The sequence below is a fragment of the Pseudomonas sp. NFX224 genome (assembly GCF_048565165.1).
Taxonomy (GTDB): Bacteria; Pseudomonadota; Gammaproteobacteria; order Pseudomonadales; family Pseudomonadaceae; genus Aquipseudomonas.
The window spans coordinates 1,738,128-1,757,343 of sequence record NZ_CP183416.1; the positions used below are offsets into that span (position 1 = coordinate 1,738,128).

18 protein-coding genes are annotated in these 19,216 nt (G+C 58.6%); 13 read left to right on the forward strand and 5 right to left on the reverse strand.

The window, feature by feature from the left end; translation table 11 throughout:
- Positions 1-25 precede the first annotated feature (25 nt).
- The 5 genes from ACNYC6_RS07875 (at position 26) to ACNYC6_RS07895 (ending at position 6,096) form a co-directional block, all read left to right on the forward strand.
- A complete protein-coding gene (locus ACNYC6_RS07875; protein WP_419711812.1) occupies positions 26-1,063 on the forward strand; it encodes an ABC transporter ATP-binding protein in 1,038 nt (345 codons plus the stop codon).
- A 1-nt stretch (position 1,064) separates the two neighbouring features.
- Positions 1,065-2,012: an ABC transporter permease gene (locus ACNYC6_RS07880; RefSeq protein ID WP_338584982.1), complete on the forward strand. Its 948-nt coding sequence runs from the start codon at positions 1,065-1,067 to the stop codon at positions 2,010-2,012.
- Complete coding sequence (locus ACNYC6_RS07885) at positions 2,002-2,811, forward strand: ABC transporter permease (protein WP_419711813.1); 810 nt, start codon at positions 2,002-2,004, stop codon at positions 2,809-2,811. The genes ACNYC6_RS07880 and ACNYC6_RS07885 overlap by 11 nt, the downstream gene beginning before the upstream one ends.
- A gap of 161 nt (positions 2,812-2,972) precedes the next feature.
- Positions 2,973-4,397 carry a gamma-aminobutyraldehyde dehydrogenase gene (locus ACNYC6_RS07890; RefSeq protein ID WP_419711814.1) on the forward strand — a complete coding sequence of 475 codons (1,425 nt, stop codon included), beginning with the start codon at positions 2,973-2,975 and terminating at the stop codon, positions 4,395-4,397.
- 214 nt (positions 4,398-4,611) lie between these two features.
- Positions 4,612-6,096, forward strand: coding sequence for an APC family permease (locus tag ACNYC6_RS07895; protein WP_419711815.1), 1,485 nt, complete (start codon positions 4,612-4,614; stop codon positions 6,094-6,096).
- Between the two features lie 62 nt (positions 6,097-6,158).
- Here the strand turns inward: ACNYC6_RS07895 and ACNYC6_RS07900 are convergent, their stop codons facing one another.
- Together ACNYC6_RS07900 and ACNYC6_RS07905 are read right to left on the reverse strand one after the other, a co-directional pair.
- Positions 6,159-6,716, reverse strand: coding sequence for a hypothetical protein (locus ACNYC6_RS07900; RefSeq protein WP_419711816.1), 558 nt, complete (start codon positions 6,714-6,716; stop codon positions 6,159-6,161).
- A gap of 5 nt (positions 6,717-6,721) precedes the next feature.
- Positions 6,722-7,303 carry a ComF family protein gene (locus tag ACNYC6_RS07905; RefSeq protein ID WP_419711817.1) on the reverse strand — a complete coding sequence of 194 codons (582 nt, stop codon included), beginning with the start codon at positions 7,301-7,303 and terminating at the stop codon, positions 6,722-6,724.
- Between the two features lie 440 nt (positions 7,304-7,743).
- Between ACNYC6_RS07905 and ACNYC6_RS07910 the strand changes: the two genes are divergently transcribed.
- Positions 7,744-8,256 carry a Bro-N domain-containing protein gene (locus ACNYC6_RS07910; protein WP_419711818.1) on the forward strand — a complete coding sequence of 171 codons (513 nt, stop codon included), beginning with the start codon at positions 7,744-7,746 and terminating at the stop codon, positions 8,254-8,256.
- Positions 8,257-8,319: 63 nt separating this feature from the next.
- Here ACNYC6_RS07910 and ACNYC6_RS07915 read toward each other — a convergent pair whose 3' ends face one another.
- Complete coding sequence (locus tag ACNYC6_RS07915) at positions 8,320-8,505, reverse strand: hypothetical protein (protein ID WP_419711819.1); 186 nt, start codon at positions 8,503-8,505, stop codon at positions 8,320-8,322.
- 415 nt (positions 8,506-8,920) lie between these two features.
- On the opposite strand from ACNYC6_RS07915, the gene ACNYC6_RS07920 reads away from it, so the two are divergent.
- The 7 genes from ACNYC6_RS07920 to ACNYC6_RS07950 all read left to right on the forward strand — a co-directional run bounded on the left by ACNYC6_RS07920 (position 8,921) and on the right by ACNYC6_RS07950 (position 17,525).
- Positions 8,921-10,546: a glucan biosynthesis protein D gene (locus ACNYC6_RS07920; protein WP_419711820.1), complete on the forward strand. Its 1,626-nt coding sequence runs from the start codon at positions 8,921-8,923 to the stop codon at positions 10,544-10,546.
- A 277-nt stretch (positions 10,547-10,823) separates the two neighbouring features.
- Positions 10,824-11,738, forward strand: a complete 915-nt coding sequence (locus ACNYC6_RS07925; protein WP_419711821.1) for a glutamate/aspartate ABC transporter substrate-binding protein — start codon at positions 10,824-10,826, stop codon at positions 11,736-11,738.
- A gap of 194 nt (positions 11,739-11,932) precedes the next feature.
- On the forward strand, positions 11,933-12,679 hold the full coding sequence (locus ACNYC6_RS07930) for an amino acid ABC transporter permease (protein WP_419711822.1): 747 nt from the start codon (positions 11,933-11,935) through the stop codon (positions 12,677-12,679).
- Complete coding sequence (locus ACNYC6_RS07935; protein ID WP_419712929.1) at positions 12,679-13,350, forward strand: amino acid ABC transporter permease; 672 nt, start codon at positions 12,679-12,681, stop codon at positions 13,348-13,350. Before ACNYC6_RS07930 ends, ACNYC6_RS07935 begins: the two co-directional genes overlap by 1 nt.
- Entirely contained in the window at positions 13,347-14,081 is a 735-nt protein-coding gene (locus tag ACNYC6_RS07940) for an amino acid ABC transporter ATP-binding protein (RefSeq protein WP_007975082.1), read from the forward strand. The genes ACNYC6_RS07935 and ACNYC6_RS07940 overlap by 4 nt, the downstream gene beginning before the upstream one ends.
- Positions 14,082-14,304: 223 nt before the next feature.
- The gene (locus tag ACNYC6_RS07945; RefSeq protein ID WP_419711823.1) at positions 14,305-16,200 is read left to right on the forward strand and encodes a sensor histidine kinase; all 1,896 of its coding nucleotides are present in this window, start codon (positions 14,305-14,307) and stop codon (positions 16,198-16,200) included.
- Between the two features lie 44 nt (positions 16,201-16,244).
- Positions 16,245-17,525 (forward strand): sigma-54-dependent transcriptional regulator, encoded by a 1,281-nt coding sequence (locus ACNYC6_RS07950; RefSeq protein ID WP_419712930.1) that lies wholly within the window; start codon positions 16,245-16,247, stop codon positions 17,523-17,525.
- Positions 17,526-17,577: 52 nt separating this feature from the next.
- On the opposite strand, the gene ACNYC6_RS07955 is transcribed toward ACNYC6_RS07950, so the two are convergent.
- The gene (locus ACNYC6_RS07955) at positions 17,578-18,486 is read right to left on the reverse strand and encodes a hypothetical protein (protein WP_419711824.1); all 909 of its coding nucleotides are present in this window, start codon (positions 18,484-18,486) and stop codon (positions 17,578-17,580) included.
- A complete protein-coding gene (locus tag ACNYC6_RS07960) occupies positions 18,483-19,178 on the reverse strand; it encodes a hypothetical protein (RefSeq protein WP_419711825.1) in 696 nt (231 codons plus the stop codon). The genes ACNYC6_RS07955 and ACNYC6_RS07960 overlap by 4 nt, the downstream gene beginning before the upstream one ends.
- Positions 19,179-19,216 lie beyond the last annotated feature (38 nt).

Below are 19,216 nucleotides of genomic sequence, written 5' to 3' on the forward strand. Positions count from 1 at the left end.
CCTCGCCTTTTTGGAGCACCGCACCATGACGCTTGCAGTCCAGTTCACCAACGTTTCCCGTCAGTTCGGCGAAGTGAAAGCCGTAGACCGGGTTTCCATCGACATCCAGGACGGCGAGTTTTTCTCCATGCTCGGACCTTCGGGTTCGGGCAAAACCACCTGTTTGCGCCTGATCGCCGGTTTTGAACAACCGAGCGCAGGCTCCATCCGCATTCATGGCGAAGAGGCCGCGGGCCTTCCGCCCTATCAGCGTGACGTGAACACCGTGTTCCAGGATTACGCGCTGTTCCCGCACATGAACGTTCGCGACAACGTCGCCTACGGCTTGAAAGTCAAAGGCGTCGGCAAAACCGAACGCCTCAAGCGTGCCGAAGAGTCCCTCGACATGGTCGCCCTCGGCGGCTACGGCGAGCGCAAACCGGTGCAGCTTTCCGGTGGTCAGCGCCAGCGTGTGGCCCTGGCTCGCGCATTGGTCAACCGTCCGCGTGTGCTGTTGCTTGACGAGCCGCTCGGTGCGCTGGATTTGAAACTGCGCGAGCAAATGCAAGGCGAGCTGAAAAAACTGCAACGCCAACTCGGCATCACCTTCATTTTCGTCACCCACGACCAGACCGAAGCGTTGTCGATGTCCGACCGCGTCGCCGTGTTCAACAAGGGCCGCATCGAACAGGTCGACTCACCACGCAACCTGTACATGAAGCCGGCGACGACCTTCGTGGCTGAGTTCGTCGGTACTTCCAACGTGATTCGCGGTGATCTGGCCAAGCAGTTGAGCGGCAACCCACAGCCGTTTTCGATTCGCCCGGAACACGTGCGTTTCGCCGAAGGGCCGCTGGCCAGCCACGAGATCGAAGTCAGCGGCTTGCTGCACGACATCCAGTACCAGGGCAGCGCCACCCGCTATGAACTGAAACTGGAAAACGGCCAGACCCTGAACATCAGCCAGGCCAACAATCAGTGGATCGACAGCAGCGCGCAACACCAGACCGGGCAGCGCCTCAGCGCACGCTGGGCGCGGGAAGCGATGGTCCAGTTGCACGACACCGTTGCCGGCGGGGTGTGAAATGAGCACTTTGGCCATTTCTCCAACCTCGTCGGGCGGCTCGCCATTGCGCAGGTTCTCCAACCTGCTGTATCGCCGGCCAAACCTGTACCTGTCGATGTTGCTGGTGCCGCCGCTGCTGTGGTTCGGCGCGATTTACCTGGGCTCGCTGCTGACCTTGTTGTGGCAAGGTTTCTACACCTTCGACGACTTCACCATGGCGGTCACGCCGGACCTGACCCTGGCGAACTTCGCCGCGTTGTTCCAGCCTTCGAACTTCGACATCATCCTGCGCACACTGAGCATGGCCATCGTCGTGTCGATCGCCAGCGCCATCGTCGCGTTCCCGATTGCCTACTACATGGCGCGCTACACCACCGGCAAAACCAAGGCGTTTTTCTACATCGCGGTGATGATGCCGATGTGGGCCAGCTACATCGTCAAGGCCTATGCCTGGACGTTGCTGTTGGCCAAGGGCGGCGTGGCACAGTGGTTCGTCCAGCATCTGGGGCTGGAACCGGTTTTGCAGTTCGTGCTGGGCATTCCGGGCGTCGGCGGCAGCACCTTGTCGACCTCGCACCTGGGGCGTTTCATGGTGTTCGTCTACATCTGGCTGCCGTTCATGATCCTGCCGATCCAGGCCTCGCTGGAACGCCTGCCGCCATCGCTGCTGCATGCCTCCGCCGACCTCGGCGCCAAGCCTCGCCAGACGTTCATGCAAGTGATTCTTCCATTGTCGATTCCGGGGATTGCCGCGGGCTCGATCTTCACCTTTTCGCTGACCCTGGGCGATTTCATCGTGCCGCAACTCGTCGGCCCCCCGGGTTACTTCGTCGGCAGCATGGTGTACGCCCAGCAAGGCGCGATCGGCAACATGCCGATGGCCGCCGCGTTCACGCTGGTGCCGATCGTGCTGATCGCCATCTACCTGTCCATCGTCAAACGTCTGGGGGCCTTCGATGCACTCTGAGAAAGCCTCAATAGGCCTGAAAATCGCAGCATGGGGCGGGTTGGTGTTCCTGCATTTCCCGATCCTGATCATCTTCCTGTACGCCTTCAACACCGAAGACGCGGCGTTCAGCTTTCCGCCCAAGGGCTTCACTCTGAAGTGGATCGGCGTGGCGTTCTCGCGGCCGGACGTGCTGGAAGCGATCAAGCTGTCGTTGCAGATCGCCGCGATTGCCACATTGATCGCCATGGTCCTTGGCACGCTGGCATCGGCGGCGTTGTACCGCCGGGACTTCTTCGGCAAGCAAGGCATCTCGCTGATGTTGATCCTGCCGATTGCACTGCCGGGGATCATCACCGGGATCGCGCTGCTGGCGACCTTCAAGACACTGGGCATTGAGCCTGGGATGTTCACCATCATCGTCGGCCACGCGACCTTCTGTGTGGTGATCGTCTACAACAACGTCATCGCCCGTTTGCGCCGTACCTCGCACAGCTTGATCGAGGCCTCGATGGACCTCGGTGCCGACGGCTGGCAGACCTTCCGCTACATCATCCTGCCGAATCTCGGTTCAGCGTTGCTGGCGGGCGGTATGTTGGCGTTCGCGCTGTCGTTCGACGAAATCATCGTCACCACCTTCACCGCCGGCCATGAACGCACCCTGCCGTTGTGGCTGCTCAACCAGCTCAGCCGCCCACGGGACGTGCCGGTGACCAACGTCGTGGCGATGCTGGTGATGATGGTCACCATGCTGCCGATTCTGGGTGCCTATTACCTGACGCGCGGTGGTGAGAGCGTTGCGGGGAGCGGCGGTAAGTAACTTCTTAATCGACAACGACTTTCCCCTGTGGGAGCGAGCCTGCTCGCGATAGCGATCTGACAGTCGACATCTTAGGTGAATGTTAGTCAGTCATCGCGAGCAGGCTCGCTTCCACAAGGGTCGGTTTTCAAAACAAGAACTGCTTTGAAGAGGACAATGCCATGCAAACCAAACTCTTGATCAACGGCCAACTGCAAGACGGCGAAGGCCCCGCCCAACCCGTATTCAATCCGGCGCTGGGCCGTGTGCTGGTGGAAATCAACGAAGCCAGCGAAGCCCAGGTCGATGCCGCCGTACGCGCCGCCGATGCTGCGTTCGACGGCTGGTCGCAAACCCCGCCGAAAGAACGTTCGCTGCTGCTGCTCAAACTCGCCGATGCCATTGAAGCCCACGGCGAAGAGCTGGCCAAACTGGAATCGGACAACTGCGGCAAGCCTTACAGCGCTGCGCTGAACGACGAGATCCCGGCGATTGCCGACGTGTTCCGCTTCTTCGCCGGCGCCAGCCGTTGCATGAGCGGCTCGGCCGGTGGCGAATACCTGCCCGGCCACACCTCGATGATCCGCCGCGACCCGGTGGGCGTGATCGCCTCCATCGCACCGTGGAACTACCCGTTGATGATGGTCGCCTGGAAAATCGCCCCGGCCCTCGCCGCCGGCAACACGGTGGTGCTCAAGCCGTCGGAACAAACCCCGCTGACCGCCCTGCGTCTCGCGCAACTGGCGTCGGAAATTTTCCCGGCCGGTGTGCTCAACCTGGTGTTCGGTCGTGGTCCGTCCGTGGGTAGTCCGCTGGTCACTCACCCGAAAGTGCGCATGGTGTCGTTGACCGGTTCGATTGCCACCGGTTCGAACATCATTTCCAGCACCGCCGACACCGTCAAACGCATGCACATGGAACTCGGCGGCAAGGCGCCGGTGATCATCTTCGACGACGCCGATATCGATGCCGCCGTCGAAGGCATTCGTACCTTCGGCTTCTACAACGCCGGGCAAGACTGCACCGCTGCTTGCCGCATTTACGCGCAGGAAGGTATCTACGACACATTCGTCGAGAAGCTCGGCGCGGCGGTCAGCAGCATCAAGTACGGTTTGCAGGATGATCCGGCCACCGAACTCGGCCCGTTGATCACCGCGCAACACCGCGACCGCGTTGCCGGTTTCGTCGAACGCGCCATCGCCCAGCCGCACATTCGATTGATTACCGGCGGCAAAGCGGTTGAGGGCAACGGTTTTTTCTTCGAACCGACCGTGCTGGCCGATGCGCAGCAGGATGACGAAATCGTCCGCCGCGAGGTGTTCGGGCCGGTGGTGTCGGTGACCAAATTCACCGATGAAGCTCAAGTGCTGGGCTGGGCCAACGACTCGGACTACGGCCTGGCCTCCTCGGTGTGGACCGCCGACGTCGGCCGCGCCCATCGCCTGTCGGCGCGTTTGCAGTACGGCTGCACCTGGGTGAACACGCACTTCATGCTCGTCAGTGAAATGCCGCATGGCGGTCAGAAACTATCCGGGTATGGCAAGGACATGTCCATGTACGGACTGGAGGATTACACCGTCGTTCGGCATGTGATGTTCAAGCACTAAAAGCATCGCCAGCAGGCTGTCTCTCACCGTTTGGAATGCATTTCCCTGTGGGAGCCAGCCTGCTGGCGATTGCGTCACCCCGGCTTCAAGGTAGAAACCGGCACTAAGCACCATCAGGAATTCAAAACAATAACCACCGATCCTGGCGGCGCCCTCAAAGCCCCGTCACGGTTTCGGACATCCGAAATCTGCCGATTTTGTGGAGCAAACACACATGAGTGCATCACCCGATCTCTCAGCAGCCCTTGCCGACAGCGATGCCGAGCAATTGCGCAAACTGGGTTACACCTCCAACTTCAACCGCAGCATGAGCCTGTGGGAAAACTTCGCCCTGGGCTTCACCTATCTCTCTCCGGTCGTAGGGGTTTATACCCTCTTCGGCCTGTGCCTCGCCGCTGGCGGGCCACCCATGTTCTGGGCTTATTTGCTGGTCGGTTGCGGCCAGTTGCTGGTGTGCCTGATCTTCGGCGAAGTGGTTTCGCAGTTCCCGATTTCCGGTGGCGTGTACCCGTGGGCTCGCCGCTTGGTGGGCAAACGCTGGGCGTGGATGGTCGGCTGGATCTACTCCATCGCCCTGTGCGTCACCATCGCCGCCGTTGCGGTTGGCGCCGGTCCGTATCTGGCCGCCATGCTCGGTTTTGAACCGAGCAACAACACCAACATCGTCATCGCCCTGGTGCTGACGCTGTTCGCCACGCTGGTCAACCTCAGCGGTACCAAAGTGCTGGCGCGCATCGCCATGTTCGGTTTTCTCTGTGAACTGGTCGGCGCGGTGATCGTTGGTGTTTACCTGCTGATCTTCGAGCGCCACCAGTCGATCAGCGTGCTGTTCAACACCTTCGACATCAGCGTCAACGGTTCGTACCTGCCGGCGTTCCTCACCGCATCGCTGGCGGGGATGTTCCTGTACTACGGCTTCGAGGCCTGCGGCGACGTGGCCGAAGAAACCCCGAACCCGAGCAAGAAAATCCCGGTGGCCATGCGCATGACCATCTACATCGGCGGCATCGCGGCAATGTTCGCCTGCCTGGCGTTGATCCTGGCCGTGCCGGACATGCAAGCGGTGATCAATGGCACCGACAAGGACCCGGTCGGCACCATCCTCAACAACGCCTTCGGCCCGGTCGGTTCGAAAATGGTGATGGGCGTGGTGATGATTTCCTTCATTTCCTGCGTGATCAGCCTGCAAGCGGCGGCCAGTCGTCTGCTGTATTCCTACGCCCGTGATGAAATGGTCATCGGCAGCCGACTGCTGAAGAAGATTTCTCCTACGACTCAGGTGCCGGTTGCCGCGCTGTTCGTGTCCGGCGTCCTGCCGGCACTGATCATCATCCTCGGCTTCTTCCTGCAAGACGCGGTCGCCACCATCGTCAGCTTCGCCGCCATCGGCATCTACCTGGCGTTCCAGATGATCGTCCTCGCGGCCCTGTATGCGCGCATGAAGGGCTGGAAGCCGAGCGGCAAATTCACCCTCGGCGCCTGGGGCTGGGCGGTGAACATCGGCGCGCTGGTCTATGGTGTCGGTGCCATCATCAACATGGCCTGGCCACGTACGCCGGACGCTGCGTGGTACATCAACTACGCGATGGTGCTCAGTACCGCCATCGTGATTGGTCTGGGCCTGCTCTACATGTGGATCGCCAAGCCGTATGACCACGGCATGGCACCTGCGGGGGATGCTTGGAAGGTTAGTCGGTAACGGGGATTTACCCGGCGCCAAAGGTGGCGCCGGGTCGTCAAAAATATTTGAAGAAAATAATATTAAAGCGATAGTTCTGTCTGATCATGCTTCAGCAAAGATATGCGATCGAACAGTTTAATTTTTTCATTTGCTTTTTGCTTGGCGTGATCAGACATGGACGCGATTAACTCTTCAAGTTGGCTCACGCTACCAACCACTTTAAACACCTTTTCACCATCAACAAAAACAAGAGATTTTTTATTTCGCGACAACAACTCAATCACATTACTAAGTGTTCCAGTGCTCTTTGCATCCCATATCATCAATCCGTAGTCAGCCGCCTCGGCCATCACAACATCTTTTTCGGTAAAAAAGGCTCGCGATCCTTTGGAATGCTTGCTTTCCACTGTTCTGGCCGGCCATTTCCCCAAGTTGTTTCGTGGGGCCATACCGCTGCAATAAATGGTAGTTTTTGATCGAGACAAGCTCAGGAGATACTCTTGAATAGAGGTGTCAGCACCACCGGCGTCGCCAACCACGACCTCAAACTCAGACGCAACAATATTATCGATACGCTCTTTAACCTTCGGATCAAGGCATTTGATATTGATAGAGCCTGCAATAAATACAGTTGTCATTTAGATCACTTCCAAGTTAGTGCCACCACGTAAATGCTCTGCACCTTTTGACACTTACGTAAAGCTGTACAGGCTGCCTCCATTGATGCACCACTATCAAACAAATCATCAACAACCAAAACGTTCCAGCAGCCAGCGTTGATAATCACATCATTCACACTAAAACCTTCTCCAATAGCAGCAACCTTTTCAGCTTTGGAGTGCAAATCCTTGAGCGATTGTCCGGTAATGGCCTTTCGGAGTAAATCCGAAAAAACCGGTTTCCCTACAATACGCCCCAACTCAACTGCAACCTCGGTAACCGGTTGTCGCGGGCGAACATTCGAGGCTGGCATAGGAACGACGAATCCCACTTGATCCAGCTTCGGAAAAACATTCGTTGCCACGGCTTGAGCACGTGGCCCCACTTGATTCCAATCCTTCTGGTATTTGAGCTGGTAGGTCGCCTCTCCTACCTCAGTACGATGATTATCAAAGCATGGATTTCCGCGCTCATCGTTTCCGAGAAAGGTACTACTTATCATGTGCTTGTCCAGCACCCATCCCTGATCCCAGGGACCGCTTATCTGTTTGAGGGATACTTTCAAGGCACTCTCCATTTTGCACCGTCTGATGAGCGCAAAAAATAATGGAAAAAACGCGCTTGAAGTCCCTTGCTCCTGTACCTCACGCAAAAACAGGAAATTCCTACAGACACAGCCTTCCTGAAAAACCCTCGATTCCTACAACACCCGTCGCCAGAGTAGACTTGGCGCCGCGAGCGCCTGACCGATAGGCTTCATCCCGTCGCTGCCAAATCAGCGGCCCGGAGTCGAAGCCGGAACACATCAACATGGCGCATCCGCGCCCCCATATGAGCTGGGGCATTTTTTTGCCTTTCAGTTTCGCGTTATGGCGGGCCGTGTGGCGCGGGCCTCTCGACTTCCATGTTGATCGAGAATGTTCCGACTTCGAACGCCCCACGGTCCGCCACCCAAATCTGTCGAAGGATTATTGGCGGCTCCTTTCTTCAACATGGAGTCGAAAAATGCACAAGCACACATCACATCCGACTGAAACTCCTTCCTGCTTCATTCCTAATGTCTTCACCCGCCACAACCGCTTCCTCCATGCCTTCATGCAAGACAACCAAGCCTGGTTCTGCGTCCAGGATCTGGGTCGCTTGATGGGCAAACCACTCAATGAACGCCTGACCCTCAAACTCGATCCCGATCAACGTCGCACCGTCTGGCTGCTCAAGGACGGCAAAACGGTCGAAACCCTGATGGTCAGCGAATCTGGCATGTACGCCTTGCTGGTCCACCACTTCGTCCCGGAAAACCGCAATCTGCGTCAGTGGTTGAGCAACGAAGTCATACCCTCGCTGCGTGATGCGAAATCAGAGCCTGTGGAAAACCTGCCAAGCTTGAGTTCCTTGAATTGGGCCGGAGTTTCGGTGCCCTTGCTGCATTACCAACATCACGCCTGGATCAAGTGGCGAGACATGCCTGAGTTGATGCAGGTGCAGCGCCCCTTCCCAATCGCCGGCACTTGCAGTTGAAGGGATAAATCGGGCTGATCAAAAAGGGACCGACTTCACAGTCCGTCCCTTTGGGTTGCCTCCTCAAAACCGCGAAACACTCCTCATCGCATCCACCAGATACCTCATCGCAATCCGGTCGCTTTCCGACAGTTCCCGATAGCGTTCCACCAGTTTCAGTTCCTCACTGTTGAGACGGCGTCTTCGCCGCCCGCTGGCCAGGCACGCAAAGATTCCCAACATTTCGGTGATGCCTTGTACTTTCGACATGGACGATGTCCTTCTCTACGTCAAAGAAAACTTCAGAAACCGCATCGCCCTAACCCTTTTTCAGCAGCGCCTCGTGCCAACTGAACCGCACCGGCCCGAAGGGCATAAACCGGTCATGAACACAGAATAGAAACAATCACGGCGCTGAAAAGCGGTTTTTAGAGTAATTAGTCGAAAAAAGCAGAAATGCCCTTGAAATCAGAAGTCCCTGTCGGAAATGTTTCTCGACATGTCTTGTTTCATTGCCGCGCTAGCGTGGTGCCATCAATCAATTTTGCTCTGCAATCGAACGGTTTAAGCTATCCGGCATCTGTTTGAGAGTCCGTAGCGTTTGGCCGAAGGCATGTCCGAACCGAATTTTCTGATCCAGCACGTGCCAGGAACGGCGCGGGATTGTTCACGACAGGTTGTATTTATGCACCGCAGGAACTTGCTCAAAGCCTCCATGGCCATCGCTGCCTATACCGGTTTGTCCGCCAGCGGCCTGCTCGCCGCCCGCGCCTGGGCCGCCCCTGGCACCGCCGATGGCGAGGCCAAGGCCTTCGATTTCGAGGCGCTGAAAGCGCAGGCCAAGCAACTGGCCAGCAATCGCTATCAGGACACCAAACAGGTGCTGCCACCGACCCTGGCAACCATGACCCCGCAGAACTTCAACGCGATCCGCTACGACGCCGATCATTCGTTGTGGAAAGACAACAAGGGTCAGCTGGACGTGCAGTTCTTCCACGTCGGCATGGGGTTCAAGCAGCCGGTGCGCATGTACAGCGTCGATCCGAAAACCCGCATGGCGCGCGAAGTGCATTTCCGCCCGTCACTGTTCAATTACGAAAAGACCACGGTCGACACCAAGCAACTCACCGGTGACCTGGGCTTCTCCGGCTTCAAGCTGTTCAAAGCGCCGGAGCTGGACAAGCACGACGTGGTGTCCTTCCTCGGCGCCAGCTACTTCCGCGCGGTGGATGCCACCGGCCAATACGGCTTGTCGGCCCGCGGTCTGGCGATCGATAGCTACGCCAAGAAGCGTGAAGAATTCCCCGATTTCACCAAGTTCTGGTTCGAGACGCCGGACAAGGACAGCACCCGCTTCGTGGTCTACGCCCTGCTTGACTCGCCGAGCGCCACCGGTGCCTACCGTTTCGACATCGACTGCCAGGCCGAGCGTGTGGTGATGGAAGTCGACGCCCACGTCAATGCGCGTACCGCCATCGATCAACTGGGCATCGCGCCGATGACCAGCATGTTCAGTTGCGGCACTCACGAACGCCGGATGTGCGACACCATTCACCCGCAAATCCACGACTCCGATCGCCTGGCAATGTGGCGTGGCAATGGCGAGTGGATCTGCCGTCCGCTGAACAATCCGGCCATCCTGCAATTCAATGCGTTCGCCGACACCGACCCGAAAGGTTTCGGTCTGGTGCAGACCGATCACGAGTTCGCCAGCTACCAGGACACCGTCGACTGGTACAGCCGCCGTCCGAGCCTGTGGGTCGAACCGACCACGGCGTGGGGCGAAGGCTCGGTCGACCTGCTGGAAATCCCGACCACCGGCGAGACCATGGACAACATCGTCGCCTTCTGGACACCGAAGAAACCGGTGGCGGCCGGTGACTCGCTGAATTACGGCTACAAGCTCTACTGGAGCGCACTGCCGCCGGTTGGCACGCCGCTGGCGCGGGTTCATGCGACCCGTTCCGGCATGGGCGGCTTCACCGAAGGCTGGGCGCCGGGCGAGCATTACCCGCCAGTCTGGGCCCGTCGTTTTGCCGTGGACTTCACCGGTGGCGGCCTGGACCGCTTGCCCGAAGGCACGGGCATCGAGCCGGTGGTCACTTGCTCGAACGGCGAAGTGAAGGATTTCAGCGTGCTCAAGCTCGATGACATCAAGGGCTACCGCATCCTGTTTGACTGGTACCCGACCAATGACAGCGTCGCCCCCGTCGAGCTGCGCCTGTTTATCCGCACCAATGACCGCACGCTGAGTGAAACCTGGTTGTACCAGTACTTCCCACCCGCGCCGGACAAGCGCAAATACCCGTGATCAGCAGGTAGCACCCTGCCACCATTCGGTTTTCCGAACGCGACCTGCGGGTCGGTTCGGTTAACCGGATTTCCCAACCTCAATATCCGCGCAACAAATATTTAATTTCCTTATAAATCAATACATTGACCAATTCGCACTGGTCTGGCACGAGTCATGCTCTACACTTCTTCGACGGATGTCCTTTGCGCGCACTCTCAGTAGCGCTCTGGCATTTGCAGCACAAAAAGGGCCGATGAACTGGCTCCATAAAAAAAACAAAGTCGAGGAAAATTTGATGCGCATCGTTCCCCATATCCTGGGCGCAGCCATTGCTGCCGCTCTGATCAGCACTCCAGTTTTCGCTGCCGAACTGACCGGCACGTTGAAGAAGATCAAAGAGTCCGGTGTCATCACCCTGGGCCATCGCGACGCTTCCATTCCGTTTTCCTACATCGCAGATGCTTCCGGCAAACCGATCGGCTACTCCCACGACATCCAGCTGAAAGTCGTTGAAGCGCTGAAAAAAGACCTGGATATGCCGAACCTTCAGGTCAAGTACAACCTGGTGACCTCGCAAACCCGTATCCCACTGGTGCAGAACGGCACCGTGGACCTGGAATGCGGTTCCACCACCAACAACGTCGAGCGTCAGCAGCAAGTTGACTTCTCCGTTGGTATCTTCGAAGTCGGCACCCGCCTGCTGTCCAAACAAGATTCGACTTACAAAGATTTCGGCGACCTCAAAGGCAAGAACGTTGTGACCACCGCCGGCACCACGTCCGAGCGCATTCTCAAGGCGATGAACGCCGACAAGCAGATGGGCATGAACGTGATCTCCGCCAAGGACCACGGCGAGTCCTTCCAGATGCTGGAAAGCGGCCGCGCCGTGGCTTTCATGATGGACGACGTATTGCTGGCCGGTGAAATGGCCAAGGCGAAGAAGCCAGCTGACTGGGCTGTGACTGGTACTCCACAGTCGTTCGAGATCTACGGCTGCATGGTTCGCAAAGGTGACGAGCCATTCAAGAAGGCTGTGGATGACGCCATCAAGGCAACCTACGCTTCGGGCGAAATCAACAAGATTTACGACACATGGTTCCTCAAGCCTGTCCCACCTAAAGGCGTGAACCTGAATTTCCCGATGAGCGACAAGGTCAAGGAATTGATCGCCACCCCGACTGATAAAGCGGCTGACGACAAGAAATCCTGATTTCTGACTAACCTTATCTCCTGAGAGGGCCATTGCCCTTTCAGGAGGTGGTCACTCCCTGCTGGCATTTATTGGAAACACTCGCACCGGTCGCTGTCGAGCCGATGCTGTGTGCCTGATCGTCAAGGTCGGGTGGGAACGGAGCTTCCCCCAAGCGGGCACTTGTACATCGATTGATCTGAGGGGAGACCCTAATGAATTACAACTGGGACTGGGGCGTGTTCTTCAAGTCCACCGGCGTGGGCAGCGAGACCTATCTCGACTGGTACATTGCAGGTCTGGGCTGGACCATCGGCATCGCCATCGCGGCCTGGATCATCGCCCTGACACTGGGCTCGATCCTGGGCGTCATGCGCACCGTACCGAACCGCATCGTATCGGGCATCGCCACCTGCTACGTCGAACTCTTCCGCAACGTGCCGCTGCTGGTTCAGCTGTTCATCTGGTACTTCCTGGTGCCCGACCTGCTGCCGGCCGACCTGCAAGAGTGGTACAAGCAGGACCTGAACCCGACCACCTCGGCGTTCCTCAGCGTCGTCGTGTGCCTGGGGCTGTTCACCACCGCCCGCGTTTGCGAACAGGTGCGCACCGGCATCCAGGCCCTGCCAAAAGGCCAGGAATCCGCAGCCCGCGCCATGGGTTTCAAGCTGCCGCAGATCTACTGGAACGTGCTGCTGCCCCAGGCCTACCGGATCATCATTCCACCGCTCACCTCGGAATTCCTGAACGTCTTCAAGAACACCTCCGTGGCTTCGCTGATCGGTTTGATGGAACTGCTTGCGCAGACCAAACAGACCGCCGAGTTCTCCGCGAACCTGTTCGAAGCCTTCACCCTGGCCACGCTCATCTACTTCACCCTGAACATGAGCCTGATGTTGCTGATGCGTCTGGTCGAGAAGAAAGTCGCCGTACCGGGCCTGATCTCCGTAGGGGGTAAATGATGGAATTCGACTTCTCGGGCATCGTCCCGGCCATTCCCGGCCTGTGGAACGGCATGATCATGACCCTCAAGCTGATGGTCATGGGCGTGATCGGCGGGATCATCCTCGGCACCATCCTTGCCCTGATGCGACTGTCCCACAACAAAGTGCTGTCGAACATCGCTGGCGCCTACGTTAACTATTTCCGCTCGATCCCGTTGCTGCTGGTGATCACCTGGTTCTACCTGGCGGTACCGTTCGTATTGCGCTGGATCACTGGCGAAGACACCCCGATCGGCGCATTCACCTCCTGCATCGTGGCCTTCATGATGTTCGAAGCGGCGTACTTCTGCGAAATCGTCCGTGCCGGTGTGCAGTCGATTCCCAAGGGGCAGATGGGCGCAGCACAGGCTCTGGGCATGACTTACGGCCAGATGATGCGCCTGATCATCCTGCCGCAGGCGTTCCGCAAGATGACGCCGCTGTTGCTGCAACAGAGCATCATCCTGTTTCAGGACACCTCGCTGGTCTACGCCGTCGGCCTGGTGGACTTCCTCAATGCTTCGCGCGCCAGTGGCGACATCATTGGCCGCTCCAATGAGTTCCTGATTTTCGCGGGTCTCGTGTACTTCATCATCAGCTTTGCCGCCTCGCAGCTGGTCAAGCGTCTGCAAAAAAGGTTCGCCGTATGATCTCTATCAAAAGCATCAACAAGTGGTATGGGGACTTCCAGGTACTGACTGATTGCAGCACCGAGGTCAAAAAAGGCGAAGTGATCGTGGTGTGCGGGCCATCCGGTTCCGGCAAATCGACCCTGATCAAATGCGTCAACGCGCTGGAGCCGTTCCAGAAAGGTGACATCGTGGTCGACGGCACCTCCATCGCCGACCCGAAGACCAACCTGCCGAAACTGCGTTCGCGCGTGGGCATGGTGTTCCAGCACTTTGAGCTGTTCCCGCACCTGACCATCACCGAAAACCTGACCATTGCGCAGATCAAGGTGTTGGGCCGCAGCAAGGAAGAAGCCACCAAGAAAGGCCTGCAACTGCTGGAGCGCGTCGGTCTCTCGGCCCACGCCCACAAACACCCTGGCCAATTGTCCGGTGGCCAGCAACAGCGTGTGGCGATTGCCCGTGCGCTGGCGATGGACCCGATTGTCATGCTGTTCGACGAACCGACTTCGGCGCTGGACCCGGAAATGGTCAACGAAGTACTGGACGTGATGGTGCAACTGGCTCACGAAGGCATGACCATGATGTGCGTGACCCACGAAATGGGCTTCGCCCGTAAAGTGGCCGACCGCGTGATCTTCATGGACGCCGGCAAGATCATCGAAGACTGCAAGAAAGAAGAGTTCTTTGGCGACATCAGCCACCGCGCCGAGCGTACGCAGCACTTCCTCAACAAGATCTTGCAGCACTAAGAAAGACGGTAACTGGATTGCCCTTGTGGCGAGGGAGCTTGCTCCCGCTGGGTCGCGTAGCGGCCCCAAAACCTGAAAATGCATTGTGTCTGACACACCGCATTTATCGGTTTTACGACTGCTTTGCAGCCGAGCGGGAGCAAGCTCCCTCGCCACAGGTTCCGCGTTCGGCAGGAAACCAGAGCAAACCCGTTGCCATGCTGGTTGACCCAAGGCATCTGTGATGAAATGCGACCCCAATCTCTACCGCGCCACGTCGCCATCACTCGCCGTGAAACCCCGTCTGATTCGCCACCTGTTCCTGCCGCCGCTGATCATCGCGCTGATGATCGGACTGGGTTACATCGGCTTCTGGGTCAGTGAACACTATGGCATCCGTAGCCTCAGCGAAAACGGCCAGCGTCAGCTGGAACTTCACGCCCGCGCCGTCGAAAGCGAAATCAGCAAATACACCTACCTGCCCAGCCTGCTGGAACTCGAAACCAGTGTTTCCAAGCTGCTGGCCGACCCGAGCCCGGAATACCGGCAAACGGTCAATGATTACCTCGAAGGCCTGAACCGGCGTAGCCGCAGCCGGGCCATCTACGTGATGGACACCACCGGTCGTGTCATGGCCACGAGCAACTGGCGCGATGTCGACAGTTACCTCGGCGAAGACCTGTCCTTTCGCGCCTATTTCCAGAACGCCGTGCGCGGTCAGCCGGGGCGCTTCTACGGCATCGGCAGCACCAACGGCGAACCCGGCTACTACCTGGCCCATGGCCTGGAAGAACACGGCAAGATCATCGGCGTCGCGGTGGTCAAGGTCCGCCTCGAAGCCATGGAAGAACGTTGGCAACGAGCACGCCTGGAAGCCTTCGTCAGCGACGAAAACGGCATCATCATTCTCTCCAGCGATCCCGCGCGGCGCTTGAAATCCGTGGTGCCGCTGAGCGATGAAACCAAAGAGAAACTCGCTCGCAGCCTGCAGTACTACTGGTTCCCGCTGAATGAACTGCAACCGCTGGCCCGGGAAACCCTGTCCGAAGGCGTGGAAAAACTCACCTTCCCGGCCAACAGCGAACTGGTGTCCGACGATGAAAACATCAGCTACCTCTCGCAAACCCGGCCCTTGAGCGATACACCGTGGAATTTCACCCTGCTGACGCCGCTGCAGGATCTGCGCCGCGAAGCGATCAATCAGGGGATTCTGGTGGCCGTGGCATTTGCCCTCGTGGCGTTCCTGCTGATCGCCTGGAACGAACGGCGCAAGGTGATCGCCACTCGCCTCGCAGCCCGGGAAGCCTTGCAGGAAGCCAACAATCAACTGGAGCGTCGGATTACCGAACGCACCGTTGATCTGCGCGCCAGCAACGAACGGCTCAAGGGTCAGATCCGCGAACGGCGTCATGCCGAAGAGACCCTGCGCCGCGCCCAGGATGAACTGGTGCAGGCCGGAAAACTCGCGGCCATCGGCCAGATGTCCACCAGCATCGCTCACGAACTGAACCAGCCACTGGCTGCATTGCGTACCTTGTCCGGCAACACCGTGCGTTTTCTGGAGCGCGGTCAACTGGACGTTGCCAGTACCAACCTCAAGACGATCAACGAACTGATCGACCGCATGGGCCGCATCACCGCCAGCCTGCGCTCCTTCGCCCGGCGCGGTGACGACAAGGGGCAGGCGTGCCTGGGCAAAGGCGTGGACGCGGCGTTGCAGTTGCTCGATGGACGAATGAAAAACACGCAGTTGCACCGCCATTTCGAAGCGGTGCAGGTGCAGATCGACCAGACTCGTCTGGAGCAGATTCTGGTCAATCTGATCGGCAACGCTCTCGATGCCATGCAGGCGCAGCCGCAACCCGAGCTGTGGCTTGAAGGCGACATCGTCGATGGCAAATACCGCCTGCGTGTGCGCGACAACGGCCACGGCATCGACGCCGAAGCGCGCAAGCATCTGTTTGAACCGTTCTTCACCACCAAACCCGGCGAACAGGGCCTGGGCCTTGGCCTCACCCTGTCCGCGAGCCTGGCCGCCGCCACCGGCGGGCATCTGGGTGTCGAGCACCCGGCCAGCGGTGGCACCGCGTTCGTCCTCAGTTTACCGTTGGTAAGCCCCACTCCCGCCGAGCCAATATGAACAACGACCTTAGTGTTTTGATCGTCGAAGACGACCCCCACGTGCTGCTCGGCTGCCAACAGGCGCTGACCCTGGAAGACATTCCCTGCATTGGCGTGGGCAGCGCCGAAGAAGCCCTGGAGCGGGTCGGCGACAATTTTGCCGGCATCGTCATCAGCGACATTCGCCTGCCGGGCATCGATGGACTTGAATTGCTCGGTCGGCTCAAGGAGCGTGATCGCAGCTTGCCCGTCGTGCTGATTACCGGTCACGGCGACATTTCCATGGCCGTCGGCGCGATGCAGAAAGGCGCCTACGACTTCATGGAGAAACCGTTTTCTCCGGAACGGCTGGTGGACGTGGCCCGCCGCGCGCTGGAACAGCGCAGCCTGGCGCGGGAAGTGTCGTCGTTGCGTCGGCAACTGGCCGAGCGTGATTCCCTTGAAGGGCGGATCATCGGCCGCTCGCCCGCCATGCAGAATCTGCGTGAGTTGATCGCCAACGTCGCCGATACTTCGGCCAACGTGCTGATCGAGGGTGAAACCGGTACTGGCAAGGAACTGGTCGCCCGTTGCCTGCATGATTTCAGTCGGCGTCACACCAAACAGTTCGTCGCACTGAACTGCGGTGGCCTGCCCGAAAACCTGTTCGAAAGCGAGATTTTCGGTCACGAAGCCAACGCCTTCACCGGCGCTGGCAAACGGCGCATCGGCAAGATCGAACACGCCGACGGCGGCACGCTGTTCCTCGACGAAGTCGAAAGCATGCCCCTGCCCTTGCAGATCAAACTGCTGCGGGTATTGCAGGAACGCACCCTTGAGCGCCTCGGTTCGAACCAGAGCGTGGCGGTGGATTGCCGGGTGATCGCGGCGACCAAATCCGACCTCGACGAATCAAGCAAGGCTGGCGAGTTCCGCAGCGACCTGTATTACCGCCTCAACGTGGTGACCCTGGAATTGCCGCCGCTGCGCGAACGTCGCGAAGACATCCTGCAACTGTTCGAATACTTTTTGCAGCAGTCATCCCTGCGCTTCGACCGCATCGCACCGGAACTGGATAACCAGACGCTGTCGAGCCTGATGAGCCACGACTGGCCGGGCAACGTGCGCGAACTGCGCAACGTCGCCGAGCGTTTTGCCCTCGGCCTGCCGGCGTTCAAAAAACCTGGCGCGGGCGGCAGCACTCCGGGCCTGGCCTTCGCCGAGGCGGTGGAAGCCTTCGAACGCAACCTGTTGAGCGATGCCTTGCAACGCAGCAGCGGCAACTTGACCCAGGCCAGCCAGGAACTGGGCATGGCCAAAACCACCTTGTTCGACAAGGTTAAGAAGTACGGGCTGAGCCACTGATGGAGCTGACCGCTCCTACAAGTCCAGGCAAGGTTGAAACCTGGGAGCTCCGTTACCGCCCGTAGACCTCCTCAAGCTGCGCCTGGGTCAGCGCATCTTCAAACGGCACCGGTACTGATTTCACCGCGCCATAGAGGTTGCGGTAACGCCAATAGCTACCGTTGTTCGCCAGTTGATAACCGCGCTCGACCACTCGCTGACCATCAAGCACATAACGCAATGTTTCCTGAGCCGCCGGCGGTGGCGTCGGTTGCATCAGGTCGGTAGCCAGTACCCGCATGGACTCGTCGATGCATTCGTCGAGCACCGCGGTGACCTTTGCCAACTCAAGGCTGCCGTCATCGATGCATTGGCTGCCACAGCGACGGATCGGCCGGCTGGTCACCTCAATGCGCATGCGGTACAACGGCGAACCCGAAATATCCTGGACCTGAACCTGATTGACCAGGACAAAACTGCCGCGATCCGGCGTCAGCATCACTTTTGGTTCGATCAACAAACGCGCCGTGACCTGCCCTTCACCCTGCCTGAGCCCAGCCACTTGTGAAGCCTGTTGATAGCGCTGCTGCAAACGCTCCTGCAGAGGCACGCCGGCGAGCAAATCCGCCATCGGCCGCGAGTCCTTCAGGGCGGATTTTTCCGCATCACGCTGCAAGGTGCCGCTGCCCATCTGGGTGTTGACCAGACTGGCCACCAACACGCCGGCCAGCCCGGCACCGGTGCCCGAGTTCAGCAGCAGGGCCTGACTGGACGACGCTGCCTTCAAAGCGTCCTTGCTGTCGATCACCGTGCTGGCACCGACAAAATCTTGCGGCACCTGCACATCGGCCTTGAGCCCGTGCGCCTGGACGTAAGGCAAAGCCGTCTGATCCTTGAAACCAGCCTCGGGAGCGGGTTTCTGCGCACAGCCGCCCACCATCAGCAGGGCAAACGCGCTGGCCGCTAGGATTGAGCGCTTCATTTGGCGAACGGGGTAATCATTTGTTGGCGGCTGTTATCCACAGCCTGGTAGAACGCGTTGGACAGGTTGGTATAGGTCGGCTCGTCCCACTCGCCCTGTGCGGCTTGTACCGCGACAAATGGCTGGAACCAAAGCAGTTTGTTGTCGGCCAGATCAACCACCATGCCCTGCCCGCCTACCTGCGCCATCGGCACACTGGTCGGCACGATGCTGTAGTAGCTGCGGGTCGCACCGGTGGCGGTGACATACACCAGCAACAGGCGATCGATGCCATATTTGGCTTTCATCGGAGTCAGGTCTTTGATCGTGTAGCCTTCGCGAAACTTGGTTTCCTTGAAGGCCTTCAGGTCTACCTTCTCGTCAATGCGCTTGGCTTTGTAACCCTTGGCTTGCAATTTGGCGACGATGGCATCCGGCAGCGTATCGAAATCGCGTACTTGCCAGGTTTTGACGTTGTCACTGAGTTTGCTGTTGACGCCCGCGTTGATTGCGTAATCGAGAAGCCCCTGGTTACCGGTCAACGCCAGTACTGGCGGCGGCAATTGGCTGATCGCGACCCCGATGGTCGGCTCTTTCGAATCCCAGAATTGTTGGTCGAGCGCTACCGGAGGTTGAACGTTGGCACAGCCGGTTAGGGCCAGGCAGGCGAGCAAAGTCAGTGCTGCGAATGTACGTAGAGCGTGGAATGTCATGGATCAAATCCCTATGATTGAAAACGTTGCTGCGTGTA

Excerpts from the sequence above, each read along its gene's own strand:
- ACNYC6_RS07875 (WP_419711812.1), top strand. The coding sequence starts at position 26 with ATGACGCTTGCAGTCCAGTTCACCAACGTTTCCCGTCAGTTCGGCGAA.
- ACNYC6_RS07880 (WP_338584982.1), top strand. The coding sequence starts at position 1,065 with ATGAGCACTTTGGCCATTTCTCCAACCTCGTCGGGCGGCTCGCCATTG.
- ACNYC6_RS07885 (WP_419711813.1), top strand. The coding sequence starts at position 2,002 with ATGCACTCTGAGAAAGCCTCAATAGGCCTGAAAATCGCAGCATGGGGC.
- ACNYC6_RS07890 (WP_419711814.1), top strand. The coding sequence starts at position 2,973 with ATGCAAACCAAACTCTTGATCAACGGCCAACTGCAAGACGGCGAAGGC.
- ACNYC6_RS07895 (WP_419711815.1), top strand. The coding sequence starts at position 4,612 with ATGAGTGCATCACCCGATCTCTCAGCAGCCCTTGCCGACAGCGATGCC.
- ACNYC6_RS07900 (WP_419711816.1), bottom strand. The coding sequence starts at position 6,716 with ATGACAACTGTATTTATTGCAGGCTCTATCAATATCAAATGCCTTGAT.
- ACNYC6_RS07910 (WP_419711818.1), top strand. The coding sequence starts at position 7,744 with ATGCACAAGCACACATCACATCCGACTGAAACTCCTTCCTGCTTCATT.
- ACNYC6_RS07915 (WP_419711819.1), bottom strand. The coding sequence starts at position 8,505 with ATGTCGAAAGTACAAGGCATCACCGAAATGTTGGGAATCTTTGCGTGC.
- ACNYC6_RS07920 (WP_419711820.1), top strand. The coding sequence starts at position 8,921 with ATGCACCGCAGGAACTTGCTCAAAGCCTCCATGGCCATCGCTGCCTAT.
- ACNYC6_RS07925 (WP_419711821.1), top strand. The coding sequence starts at position 10,824 with ATGCGCATCGTTCCCCATATCCTGGGCGCAGCCATTGCTGCCGCTCTG.
- ACNYC6_RS07930 (WP_419711822.1), top strand. The coding sequence starts at position 11,933 with ATGAATTACAACTGGGACTGGGGCGTGTTCTTCAAGTCCACCGGCGTG.
- ACNYC6_RS07935 (WP_419712929.1), top strand. The coding sequence starts at position 12,679 with ATGGAATTCGACTTCTCGGGCATCGTCCCGGCCATTCCCGGCCTGTGG.
- ACNYC6_RS07940 (WP_007975082.1), top strand. The coding sequence starts at position 13,347 with ATGATCTCTATCAAAAGCATCAACAAGTGGTATGGGGACTTCCAGGTA.
- ACNYC6_RS07945 (WP_419711823.1), top strand. The coding sequence starts at position 14,305 with ATGAAATGCGACCCCAATCTCTACCGCGCCACGTCGCCATCACTCGCC.
- ACNYC6_RS07955 (WP_419711824.1), bottom strand. The coding sequence starts at position 18,486 with ATGAAGCGCTCAATCCTAGCGGCCAGCGCGTTTGCCCTGCTGATGGTG.
- ACNYC6_RS07960 (WP_419711825.1), bottom strand. The coding sequence starts at position 19,178 with ATGACATTCCACGCTCTACGTACATTCGCAGCACTGACTTTGCTCGCC.